Annotated in this window: 12 protein-coding genes; 9 read left to right on the top strand and 3 right to left on the bottom strand. The window is 72.6% G+C overall.

The features are described from left to right. Positions 1-200: 200 nt before the first annotated feature. Positions 201-1184 carry an EamA family transporter gene (locus tag AB0O21_RS24735; RefSeq protein WP_365173986.1) on the top strand — a complete coding sequence of 328 codons (984 nt, stop codon included), beginning with the start codon at positions 201-203 and terminating at the stop codon, positions 1182-1184. Here the strand turns inward: AB0O21_RS24735 and AB0O21_RS24730 are convergent. Further along, complete coding sequence (locus AB0O21_RS24730; RefSeq protein WP_365173984.1) at positions 1166-1840, bottom strand: pyridoxamine 5'-phosphate oxidase family protein; 675 nt, start codon at positions 1838-1840, stop codon at positions 1166-1168. The genes AB0O21_RS24735 and AB0O21_RS24730 overlap by 19 nt on opposite strands. A 36-nt stretch (positions 1841-1876) precedes the next feature. Between AB0O21_RS24730 and AB0O21_RS24725 the strand changes: the two genes are divergently transcribed. Further along, a complete protein-coding gene (locus AB0O21_RS24725) occupies positions 1877-3214 on the top strand; it encodes an aminotransferase class I/II-fold pyridoxal phosphate-dependent enzyme (protein WP_365173982.1) in 1338 nt (445 codons plus the stop codon). Between the two features lie 52 nt (positions 3215-3266). Here AB0O21_RS24725 and AB0O21_RS24720 read toward each other — a convergent pair whose 3' ends face one another. Continuing rightward, complete coding sequence (locus AB0O21_RS24720; RefSeq protein WP_365173979.1) at positions 3267-4277, bottom strand: DMT family transporter; 1011 nt, start codon at positions 4275-4277, stop codon at positions 3267-3269. Positions 4278-4351: 74 nt separating this feature from the next. On the opposite strand from AB0O21_RS24720, the gene AB0O21_RS24715 reads away from it, so the two are divergent. Continuing rightward, positions 4352-5254: a LysR substrate-binding domain-containing protein gene (locus AB0O21_RS24715; protein WP_365173977.1), complete on the top strand. Its 903-nt coding sequence runs from the start codon at positions 4352-4354 to the stop codon at positions 5252-5254. A gap of 225 nt (positions 5255-5479) precedes the next feature. On the opposite strand, the gene AB0O21_RS24710 is transcribed toward AB0O21_RS24715, so the two are convergent. Next, positions 5480-5953, bottom strand: a complete 474-nt coding sequence (locus AB0O21_RS24710) for a pyridoxamine 5'-phosphate oxidase family protein (RefSeq protein WP_365173976.1) — start codon at positions 5951-5953, stop codon at positions 5480-5482. A gap of 76 nt (positions 5954-6029) precedes the next feature. Here AB0O21_RS24710 and AB0O21_RS24705 point away from each other — a divergent pair, with 76 nt between their 5' ends. From AB0O21_RS24705 to AB0O21_RS24680, 6 genes are all read left to right on the top strand, one after another. Continuing rightward, complete coding sequence (locus AB0O21_RS24705) at positions 6030-6644, top strand: cysteine hydrolase (protein ID WP_365173974.1); 615 nt, start codon at positions 6030-6032, stop codon at positions 6642-6644. A gap of 18 nt (positions 6645-6662) precedes the next feature. Next, the gene (locus AB0O21_RS24700; RefSeq protein ID WP_365173972.1) at positions 6663-7508 is read left to right on the top strand and encodes a HipA family kinase; all 846 of its coding nucleotides are present in this window, start codon (positions 6663-6665) and stop codon (positions 7506-7508) included. Next, on the top strand, positions 7505-7888 hold the full coding sequence (locus AB0O21_RS24695; RefSeq protein ID WP_365173970.1) for a DUF3037 domain-containing protein: 384 nt from the start codon (positions 7505-7507) through the stop codon (positions 7886-7888). The genes AB0O21_RS24700 and AB0O21_RS24695 overlap by 4 nt, the downstream gene beginning before the upstream one ends. A gap of 237 nt (positions 7889-8125) precedes the next feature. Then, complete coding sequence (gene fabG / locus AB0O21_RS24690) at positions 8126-8887, top strand: 3-oxoacyl-ACP reductase FabG (protein ID WP_365173968.1); 762 nt, start codon at positions 8126-8128, stop codon at positions 8885-8887. Positions 8888-8916: 29 nt separating this feature from the next. Further along, positions 8917-9678: an SDR family oxidoreductase gene (locus tag AB0O21_RS24685; protein ID WP_365173966.1), complete on the top strand. Its 762-nt coding sequence runs from the start codon at positions 8917-8919 to the stop codon at positions 9676-9678. Positions 9679-9807: 129 nt separating this feature from the next. After that, positions 9808-11415 carry an ABC transporter substrate-binding protein gene (locus AB0O21_RS24680; protein WP_365173963.1) on the top strand — a complete coding sequence of 536 codons (1608 nt, stop codon included), beginning with the start codon at positions 9808-9810 and terminating at the stop codon, positions 11413-11415. The last annotated feature ends 82 nt before the right edge of the window (positions 11416-11497 follow it).

The following is an 11497-nucleotide window of genomic DNA, read 5'->3' as shown; positions in this document are numbered from 1 at the left end:
TCGTACTGGACGTACTTGCGCGGTCCGACAACGCAGCGAGGTGCCGTGCCGGGCGCCGTGACCCGGTGAACCTTGCCGGTCACAGCACTAGGCGCGGGCGGCACCCCCACATTCCGAGCCCGGGGTTCCCGGGCCGATGCGCGCTGCCCGCGAAGCGATGACCTGCACCTTTCATCCTTCACGCATGCGCGGAGACTTTCGTGTCGAATCATTCGCCCGCTGCCGGGCGCAGTCTGCTGTACCTCGTCGTCGCCGGAGCCGCCTGGGGCACTGCCGGAGCGGCCGCCTCCCTCCTCTTCCTGGCCAGTGACCTCGGCCCGCTCGCCCTGTCCTTCTGGCGGTGCGCGGGCGGGCTCGCGGTGCTGCTGGGGGTGCTCGCCGTACGCGGGCGCCGCCGGGCCGACGAGGGTCGGGCGCGGCCGTCCAAGGCCTCGCTGATCGGGACCGGGCTGCTGTTCACCCTGTTCCAGGCCGCCTACTTCGCCGCCGTGCGCGAGACCGGCCTCGCGGTCGGCACCGTCGTCACGCTCGGCGCCGGACCCGTGCTCATCGCCCTCGGGGCCCGGTACTGGATGGGCGAGCGCCTCGGCCGCGGCGGCCTGGCCGCCGTCTGCGGAGCGCTGGCCGGGCTGGCCGTCCTCGTGCTGGGCAGCGGGGGCGGTGAGGTACGGCCCCTCGGCGTCGGCTGGGCGCTGCTGTCGGCCGCCGGATACGCGGCCATGACCCTGCGGGCCCGCCTGCTCGGGCGGCGCGGGGCGGGCGGCGACCCCCTCATCACCACCGCCTGGTCGGTCGCGGTGGGCGCGGTCACCCTGCTGCCGCTCGCCTGGGCGGAGGGGCTGCTGCCGCACACCGCCGAACTCGGGCGGGTGCTGTGGCTGCTGGCGTACATCGCCACCGTGCCGACGGCGCTCGCGTACGCGCTCTACTTCACCGGGGCCGCCGCCGTGCGGGCCGCGACCGTGTCCGTGATCATGCTGATCGAGCCGGTGAGCGCGGCGGCGATCGCCGTCCTCGTGCTCGGGGAGCGGCTGACCGCCGCGGTGGTGCTGGGAACCGTACTGCTGCTGACGGCGGTGGGAGCGCTGATCGTGGCGGAAGCCCGGCGTCCGGCGGCTCGGCCCGGGCCGGTGGCGGCCGGGCCGGCCGTCGTGCGGGAGCGTCCTCAGAGTGCGGTGATGTAGTCCGGGACGGGGATGCCGGGGGCCAGGTCCGCGGCGGGCACGGGGGCTCCGAACGCCGGCGCGACGGGGACCACGCCCGACCAGTGGGGCAGGCCCAGGTCCTCGGCGTCGTCGTTCGGGCCGCCGGTGCGGAGCTTCGCGGACACCTCGGCCAGGTCCAGGCGGATCACCGCGGTGGCGGCGAGCTCCTTGGCGTTGGCGGGCCGGGAGTCGGCGGAGCGGCCCGGGACGACGTGGTCGACGAGGGCGTTCAGGGCCAGCCGGCGCTCCTCCTCGTCGGTCACCTGGTAGGCCGTGCCCTGGACCACCACCGAGCGGTAGTTGAGCGAGTGGTGGAAGGCCGAGCGGGCCAGCACCAGGCCGTCGACGTGGGTGACGGTCACGCAGACGGCGAGGCCCGGGTCGGCCTTGCCGGCGGCGAGCAGCGGGCGGGATCCGGTGGAGCCGTGGACGTAGAGCGCCTCGCCGACGCGTGCGAAGAGGGTGGGGAGGACCACGGGGGCACCGTCACGGACGTAACCGAGGTGGCAGACGTAGGCCTGGTCGAGTATCGAGTGCACCGTCTCGCGGTCGTAGCGGGCCCGGTCCCGGGAGCGGGTGGGCACGGTGCGCTCGGTGGGCTCGTAGGCGGTCTCTGTCGCGGGGGTGCTGGTCATTGTGCGCGCCTTTTGTATTAGTGCATACTTGGGTTTGTGCTAGGAGATTATCGGATCGAAGGGCGCCGTGCATCGGATATCGCGGCCAGCGTCGAAGCGGGCGTGGGATCGGGCGCGCTCGCGCCCGGATCGCTGTTGCCGCCGATGCGGGAGCTGGCGGGTGAGCTGGGGGTGAACCCCAACACCGTCGCCGCTGCCTACCGGACGCTGCGCGAGCGCGGGGTCATCGAGACCGACGGGCGGCGCGGCAGCCGGGTCCGGGCGCGCCCGTCGAGCACCCCCCGGGACGCGCTGCCGATGACTGTGCCGGCGGGCGTACGGGACCTCACCACGGGCAACCCGGACGTGTCGCTGCTGCCCTCGCTGCGCGGGGCGCTGGCCGGGGCCGCCCGCCGGTACGCGAAGGCCCCGACCCTCTACGGGGAGGACCCGGTGGTGCCGGAGCTGGCGCGCCTGGCCCGGGCGGAGTTCGACGCGGACGGGGTGCCGGCCGGGCCCGTGGCGGTGACCTCGGGCGCGCTCGACGGGATCGAGCGGGTGCTGACCGCGCATCTGCGGCCGGGCGACGCGGTGGCGGTCGAGGACCCGGGATGGGTGAGCGCGCTCGACCTGGTCGCCGCGCTCGGGCTGAAGGTGCTGCCGGTGGCCGTGGACGACGACGGCCCGCAGGCGGACGCGGTGGCCCGGGCGCTGGCGGCCGGGGCGCGGGCGCTGGTGGTCACCTCGCGGGCGCAGAACCCGACCGGGGCGGTGGTGGGCGCGGACCGGGCGGCGGAGCTGCGGGAGCTGCTGGCCGGGTACCCGGACGTGCTGGTGATCGACGACGACCACGGCCACGGGATCGTCGACCGCCCGCTGCGGTCGCTGGGCGGGGTGACCCGGCACTGGGCGCTGGTGCGGTCCACGGCGAAGGCGTACGGGCCGGACCTGCGGCTGGCGGTGCTCACAGGGGACGCGGTGACGCTGGACCGGGTGCGCGGCCGGCAGCGGCTGGGGCCGGGGTGGGTGAGCCGGCTGCTCCAGTACACGGTGGTGGAACTGTGGACCTCGCACGCCGTGGACCGGGCGGCGGTGGCCCGCGCCTACGACGAGCGGCGGGACGCGCTGGTCGCCGCGTTGCGGGAGCGGGGGGTGCGGGCGCACGGGGCGAGCGGGCTGAACGTGTGGGTGCCGGTGGCCGTGGCCGGTGAGACCGCGGTGGTGGCGGGGCTGATGGCCGCGGGGTGGGCCGTGGCTGAGGGCGCCCGCCATCGGCTGGAGTCGGGGCCGGGCGTCCGGCTGACGGTCTCGACGCTGTCGGTGGCCGAGGTGCCGGGGCTGGCGGATGCCGTTGCCGCTGCGGTGCACCCGGCGGGGCGTGGCCGCTCGGTCTGACCGCGGGCCTCCGCCCCGCCGCGTCCCGGGGCTCCGCCGCTGACCCCGCGCCTCAGACGCCGGCGGGGGTGGAGGGTGCGGCCGGAGTGGAGGGGGTGGGGGCGGGGCGGGTCTGGGTGAGGGCGGCGCCCGCCAGGATGATCGCGGCGCCGACCGGGGTGTTCCAGTGGAGCTGTTCGCCGAGCACCAGGACGCCCGCCGTCGTGGCCACGACCGGGATGAAGTACGTGACCATCTGCGCGGTGGTCGGGCCGACCTTTGCGACCAGGCCGTACTGCATCTGCAGGGCCATCCCCGTGCCGAGCGCGCCCAGGGCGATCACCGACAGGGTCGGCCAGAGCGGGAAGGCTGCCGGGGCGGACGTGAACACGGTGCTGACCAGGGCGAGCTGGAGCGTGGAGAGCATCAGCTGGCCACCCGTCAGGGCCGCCGGGGATCCGGGGGTGCCGGCCAGCGTGCGGCGGACGTAGATCCAGCCGATGGGGTAGCAGAGCGAGGCCAGCAGGGCGAACGCGGTGCCCTTGGCGTCGACGCCGGAGAAGCCCTGCCAGGCCCCGAGCACGGTGAGCACGCCGAGGAAGCCCAGGCCCAGACCGGCGAAGCGGCGCCTGGTCGGGCGGTCCTCGGACAGCGCGACCAGCGACAGCGCCATGCCCCACAGCGGCGAGGTGGCGTTGCAGATGCCGGCCAGGCCGGACGGGATGCTCAGCTCCGCGTACGCGAAGAGCGAGAAGGGGGCCGTGTTGAGCAGGAGCGCCGCCACGGCGAGGTGACCCCAGGTGCGCCGGCCCCGGGGGAGCGGCTCGCGGCGTACCAGCAGGACGGCGAGGAGGGCGAGCGCGCCGAACAGGACCCGGCCCAGCGCCACCTGGAAGGGCGCGTAGGCCTCCGTGCCCACCTTGATCAGGAGGAAGCTGAAGCCCCAGACGACCGAGAGGATCGCGAAGCGGACCCGCCAGTCGAGGAGGCGGACGCGGCGGACGGCGGCGGTGGCGGCGGCGGTGGGGGAGGAAGCGGCAGAGGCGGTCGGGAGGGTGGGCCGCGGGGCGGTGGGTGCGCTCATGGCCTTTACTTTGCGCCCATCAACTTCGTAGGACAAGCGAGACTTGCTGGGGGTGACGGCGTAGCATCGCTTACATGTTGAACCTGGAGCGCCTGCGTACCCTCGACGCCCTCGCCCGCCACGGCTCGGTCAGCGGCGCGGCCGACGGGCTCCACGTCACCACCTCCGCCGTGTCCCAGCAGATGGCCAAGCTGGAGCGCGAGGTCGGCCAGCCGCTGCTGGCCAAGAACGGCCGCGGGGTCCGGCTCACCGACGCCGGGCGGCTGCTCGCCGACCACGCGGCGCGGATCATCTCCCAGGTGGAGCTGGCCCAGGCCGATGTCGAGGCCCAGCGGGGCCGCGCCGTCGGCGAGCTGCGCATCGGGGCCTTCCCCACCGCCATGCGCGGACTGCTGCCGCGGGCCCTGTCCGCCTTGCGCGAGGGGCACCCCGACCTGCGGGCCCTGGTGCGCGAGCGGGAGCCGGAGGAGAGCATGGCGGCGGTCGTGCGCGGGGACCTCGACCTGGCCCTCGCCATCGACTGGCACAACAAGCGCATGCCGGTGCCGGCCGAACTCACCCGGACCCACCTGCTGGACGACTCCGTCGACATCGCCGTCCCGGCCGGCCACCGACTGGCCGGCCGGGACCGGATCGCCCTGGCCGAATTCGCCGACGACGACTGGATCTCCTGGAACGAGGGCCAGTTCTGCCACGAATGGCTCGTCTCCACCCTGCGCGGGACGGGGATCGAGCCGCGCATCGCCCACATCGCCGAGGAGCACCACACCCAGCTCGCCTTCGTGGAGGCCGGGCTCGGCGTGTGCGTGGCGCCGAAGCTGGGGCGCGGCCCGGTGCCGCCGGGGGTCCGGTTGCTGCCGGTCTGCGACACCGTACGCCGCCACGTGTACGCGGTCTGGCGCGCGGACGCCGACCGGCGGCCCTCCATCAGGGCCGCCGTCGAGGCCCTGCGCGAGGCGGCCGCCGGCATCGGGTAGGCCCGGTCCGGCGGGCAACCGCGCTGGACGCACGGCGCGGCCGCAGGTCCCGCCGGTCACAGCGCTAGTGCTGTGACCGGCAAGGTTCACCGGGTCGCGGCGCCCGGCACGGCACCTCGCTGCGTTGTCGGACCGCGCAAGTACGTCCAGTACGAGCCGCGGCCCTCCGCCTTGCGATGCACCGCACCGGACACCGCGACCCGGCAAACCTTTCCGGCCACAGCACTAGATCTTGCGGAAGTCCCAGGACACGACCGACTCCGGGGTGAGGCGGATCCAGGCGTGCCGGCCGTCGTGCGGCATCTCCTCGATGCCGAAGTTCTTGACGGGGAAGATCCGCTCGGCTTCGGCCAGTTCGGGGCAGGGCTCGCCGGTGCGCGGGGCCTCGCCCACGAAGACGGCGCTGCCGGACAGCTCCACCCCGCGCAGTTCGTCGTACGCCTCTCCGGAGTCCACGACCACCGAGATGCGCGGGTCCTTGCGCAGGTCCGCCCAGCGCCGGCTGCGCGTGATCGAGTAGAGCCACAGCGAGGTGCCGTCCCAGGCGAACCACAGGGCGCCCACGTGCGGGCGGCCGTCCGGGGAGACGGTGGCCACCCGGCAGGTCCGCTGCTCGCGCAGGAAGGCGTCCACCTCCGCGTCGCTCATCATGATGCGGCGCCCCCGCCGCTGTGCCGCTGTCGACCGCGTCTCGTCCATGCGTCCCGCACCCCTTCACATCTGACTGTGTGTCAGGAATCATGCGGGCTGTTCGGTCGTCACGCCAGGGGGAGCCATGCCGGAACTCGATCCCGCCACCACCGCGCTGCTCACCGTCGAATGCCAGAACGGGGTCGTCGGCGAGGAGAGCGCGCTGCCCGAGCTCGCCAAGGAGGCCAGGGACTCCGGGATGCTGGAGCGGGTCGCCGCGCTGGCCGACGCCGCGCGCGGGGCCGGCGTACAGGTGCTGCACGCGGTCGCCGAGCGGCGGCCGGACGGGCGCGGGGCGAACACCAACGCGCGGCTGTTCCGGGCCGCCGGGAAGCTGCCCGTCCGCCAGCTGACGGGCAGCGGGGCCGTGGAGGTCGCCGCGCCCATCGCCGTGGCCGAACAGGACCTGGTGGTCCGCCGGCTGCACGGACTGTCCCCGATGGCCGGAACCGACCTCGACGCACTGCTGCGCAACCTCGGCGTCCGTACCCTCGTCGTCACCGGGGTCTCCTCGAACATCGCCATCCCGAACACCGTCTTCGACGCAGTGAACCTGGGCTACCAGGTGGTGGTCCCGTCCGACGCGATCGCCGGGGTGCCCGCCTCCTGCACCGCCGAGGTGATCCGCAACTCCCTCGCCCTCGTGGCGACCATCACCACCGCCGAGGCGCTGATCAATCAGTGGGCCACCGCGAGCTGACCGCCGTAACCTGGGCGGATGTTGTCCGAAGTGATCGCGACCCGCTACGTCACGCCCTTGCGTGAGGGCGGCTCGCTCCCAGGAATCGTCGAGGCCGACGACCTCGGTACGTACGTCATGAAGTTCACCGGCGCCGGCCAGGGCCGCAAGACCCTGGTTGCCGAGGTCATCTGCGGGCGGCTCGCCCAGCGCCTCGGGCTGCGGGTGCCGCGGCTGGTGCAGATGCAGCTCGACCCGGTCATCGGGCTCGGCGAGCCCGACCAGGAGGTCCAGGAGCTGCTCAAGGCCAGCGGCGGGCTGAACCTCGGCATGGACTACCTGCCCGGTTCGATCGGCTTCGACCCGCTCGCCTACCAGGTGGACCCGGTCGAGGCGGGGCGCGTCGTCTGGTTCGACGCCCTCATCAACAACGTCGACCGGTCCTGGCGGAACCCGAACATGCTGGTCTGGCACGGGGACGTCTGGCTCATCGACCACGGCGCCACCATGATCTGGCACCACAACTGGCCCACCGCCGCGGCCGCGGCCGCCAAGCCGTACAACGCCTCCGACCACGTACTGGCCCCCGTGGGGCCGGACATCGCGAGCGCGGCGGCCGCGCTCGCGCCGCTGGTCACCGAGGAACTGCTCACCGAGGTGGCGGCCGACGTGCCCGACGAGTGGCTGGTCGACGAGCCGGGATTCGACTCGACCGACGCCCTGCGACGCGCCTACGTGGAGGCGCTGCTGCCGCGCGCGGCCACGATCCACGAGAGGATCTCGCTGGAGGCCGAGGTGAAGGCCCCGTCGAAGCCGCCGGGCTGGCTCACCGACCACCTGCCGGAATGGCCCCACAAGACCAAGAAGAAGAGCGACAACGAGTGACCAAGCGGGACGTGTTCGAGTACGCGCTGGTGCGCGTGGTGCCCCGGATGGAACGCGGAGAGTGTTTCAACGCGGGAGTGATCGTCTACTGCCGGGCGCAGGGGTACGTCGCCGCGCGCACCCACCTCGACGAGGCGAAGCTCCTCGCGCTGGACCCCGGGGCGGACGTGGCCGGGGTACGGGCGGCCCTGCACGGGGTCGAGGGCGTGTGCGCGGGGGGCGCCGCGGCGGGGCAGGCGGCGGGCGACGATGCCGGGCGGCGGTTCCGGTGGCTGATCGCGCCGCGGAGCACTGTCGTGCAGCCGGGGCCGGTGCATACCGGCCTGACGGCCGATGCGGCGGTGGAGGTGGAGAGGCTGCTGGACCTGTTGGTTCGGTGAACCGGGGTCCGGGCGGTGGGCGGGTGCGGCGCCGCTGCCGGGGGCTCTGCCCCCGGACCCCCGCGCCTCAAACGCCGGCGAGGCCGAATGTGCCGCCGGCGGGGTCGGACGAGGCGCCGCGGCTCACCGAGCTCCCGTTGACAGCGCAGCGCTACGGCTCCTAGCGTCTCCTCAGCTGAAGCTACTAAGCGGTTGCTCACCTCTGGGCGGCCGTCTCTCAAGGGCGAGGAGATCCACATGTCCACCACCGAGCAGCGCGTCGCGATCGTGACCGGGGCGGCCCGGGGCATCGGCGCCGCCACCGCCGTTCGCCTGGCCGCCGAGGGCCGCGCGGTCGCCGTACTCGACCTGGACGAGGCGGCCTGCAAGGACACCGTCGAGGCCATCACGGCGGCCGGCGGCAAGGCCCTGGCGGTCGGCTGCGACGTGTCCGACAGCGCGCAGGTGGAGGCGGCCGTCGAGCGCGTCGCGAGCACGCTCGGCGCTCCGACCGTCCTGGTCAACAACGCGGGCGTGCTGCGCGACAACCTCCTCTTCAAGATGAGCGACACCGACTGGGACACCGTCATGAACGTGCACCTGCGCGGCGCGTTCTTGATGGCGAAGGCCTGTCAGAAGTACATGGTCGAGGCCAAGTTCGGCCGGATCGTGAACCTCTCCAGCAGCTCGGCCCTCGGCAACCGCGGCCAGGCCAACTACTCCGCCGCCAAGGCCGGTCTGCAGGGCTTCACCAAGACCCTGGCCATCGAGCTCGGCAAGTTCGGCGTCACCGCCAACGCCGTCGCCCCCGGCTTCATCGCCACCGAGATGACCGCCCAGACCGCGGCCCGCGTCGGCATGGGCTTCGACGACTTCAAGGCCGCGGCCGCCACCCAGATCCCCGTCCAGCGCGTCGGCACCCCGGACGACATCGCCAACGCCATCGCCTTCTTCACGGGCGAGGCCGCCGGCTTCGTCTCCGGCCAGGTCCTGTACGTGGCCGGCGGCCCCCTCAACTGACCGGACCACGAGAGGCAGGGGCGTACGCCATGACGTACGAAGGAACGGACAGCGGCAAGGTCGCGCTGATCACCGGCGCGAGCCGGGGCATCGGCTACGGCGTCGCCGAGGCGCTGGTCGCGCGCGGCGACCGGCTGTGCATCACCGGGCGCAACGAAGAGGCCCTCAAGGAGGCCGTCGAGCGGCTCGGTGCCGACCGGGTGATCGGTGTCGCGGGCAAGGCGCACGACGAGGAGCACCAGGCCCTCGCCGTCGAGCGGACGATGGAGGCCTTCGGCCGCGTCGACTTCCTGATCAACAACGCCGGCACCAACCCGGTCTTCGGTCCGATCGCGGACCTGGACCTCGGGGTCGCGCGCAAGGTCTTCGAGACCAACGTGATCTCGGCGCTCGGCTTCGCCCAGCGGACCTGGCACGCCTGGCAGAAGGACAACGGCGGGGCGATCGTGAACATCGCCTCCATCGCGGGCGTCTCCGCCTCGCCCTTCATCGGGGCGTACGGGATGAGCAAGGCGGCGATGATCAACCTGACCCTCCAGCTCGCCCACGAGATGGCGCCCGGGGTCAGGGTCAACGCGATCGCTCCCGCGGTGGTCAAGACCAAGTTCGCGCAGGCGCTCTACGAGGGCCGGGAGCAGGAGGCGGCGGCCGCCTACCCGCTGGGCCGGCTCGGGGTCCCGGAGGACATCGGAGGGGCCGCGGCCTTTCTTACATCTGCACAAGCGGAATGGATTACGGGGCAAACTCTCGTCGTTGACGGGGGAATGTTCCTGAATGCCGGCGTGCACTGACCGATAATCGGACGCATTTGCCTCCTGGGAGGAGGTAAATGCATCACGAATACGCACGGAACCGGTCATCTGCCCCACGAAACCTGCCCATTGGATTCGTGGGGCACTGCGGTAGGGTCTGCCGCACCCATGGCTGATCGAGGGAGCGTGCACGTGTTCATCCGGACCAGATGCCTGCAGATCACTGCGGCCCTTGCGTCCATATCCCTGCTCGCCGGATGCGGCCTGCTCTCGGACGACAAGGGCGACGATGCCAAGCGGATCGTCGTCGGCACGACGAGCGCCCCGAGCACCCTCGATCCCGCCGCGGCGTGGGACGGCTCCTGGGAGCTGTACCGGAACGTCTACCAGACCCTGGTCGCCTTCCCGACGGGCTCGACCAAGCCCCAGCCGGACGCCGCCCAGAACTGCGAGTTCACGGACGCGAAGAACGAGTCGTACCGCTGCACCCTGCGCAAGGGCCTGAAGTTCTCCAACGGGGACCCGCTCGACGCCAAGGCCGTCAAGCACTCCCTGGACCGGATCAGGACCATCAACTCCAGCGTCGGCCCCAAGGACCTCTTCGGCTCGCTCGACAAGATCGAGACCCCGGACGCGCAGACGGTCGTCTTCCACCTGAACACGCCCGACGCCACCTTCCCGTTCGTCCTCGGCTCGCCCGCCGCCTCGCTGGTCGCGCCCAAGGAGTACCCGGCCGGCAAGGTCCGGGAGGACGGCAAGGTCGTCGGCTCCGGCCCGTACGTGCTCGAGTCGTACAAGGAGAACGGCGAGGCCGTCCTCAACAGCAACGAGAGCTACAACGGCTTCGCCAAGCGCCGGAACTCCGGGGTGACCATCCGCTACTTCGCGGAGTCCCCGAAGATGACCGCCGCCCTCAAGGCGAAGGAGATCGACGCGATCTACCGCGGCCTGTCGGCCTCGGAGGTCCTGGACCTCCAGACGCCCGCCTCGCACGGACAGGGTGTCCAGGTCGTCGAGAACGTCGGCTCCGAGATCCGCTACCTCGTCTTCAACCCCAAGGACCCGTCGGTCGCCAAGCTCCCGGTCCGCCAGGCCATCGCCCAGGTGATCGACCGCGGCGCGCTCGTCTCCAAGGTCTACCAGGGCACCGCCGAGCCGCTGTACTCGATGGTCCCCAAGGGGGTCGTCGGCCACAAGACGCCCTTCTACGACAAGTACGGCCCGGCGGACGTCGCCAAGGCGAAGAAGATCCTCAGGGACGCCGGGATCACCCAGCCCGTCGATCTGATCTTCTGGTACACGACCGACCGGTACGGCTCCTCCACCGCGGAGGAGTTCACCGAGATCAAGCGCCAGCTGGACGAGAGCCAGCTGTTCAAGGTCACCCTGCGCAGCGCGCCCTGGAAGGCCTTCCAGGCCGGCTACAAGGGCCAGGAGTACCCGGTCTTCGGCCGCGGCTGGTTCCCCGACTTCCCGGACCCCGACAACTTCATCGCGCCGTTCGTCGGCAAGGAGAACGCGGTCGGCACCCCGTACGAGCCCGCCCAGATCCTGACCGAGCTGCTGCCCAGGTCCCGCCGCGAGGGCGACCGCTCCGCCGGTGTCCACGACTTCGAGCAGGCCCAGCAGATCTTCGCCGAGGACGTCCGGCTGCTGCCGCTGTGGCAGGGCAAGCTGTACGTGGCCGCGCGCGAGGACATCGCGGGCGCCGAGCGGGCCCTGGACCCGCAGACCGTCATGCAGATGTGGGAGTTCTACCGCAAGACCAGCTGGTAGCGAGGCTCGGGCGGCGGCCGCCGGGACGGGCGGCCGCCGCGTTGTCAGTGGCCCCCGGTAGGTTCTTGATCAGTCGCTAGAA

It is taken from the genome of Streptomyces sp. NPDC091371 (assembly GCF_040684275.1).
In the GTDB taxonomy this organism is placed as follows: Bacteria; Actinomycetota; Actinomycetes; order Streptomycetales; family Streptomycetaceae; genus Streptomyces.
The sequence above is the reverse complement of the archived record's forward strand: the minus strand, read 5'-3'. Positions and strand labels throughout refer to the sequence as shown.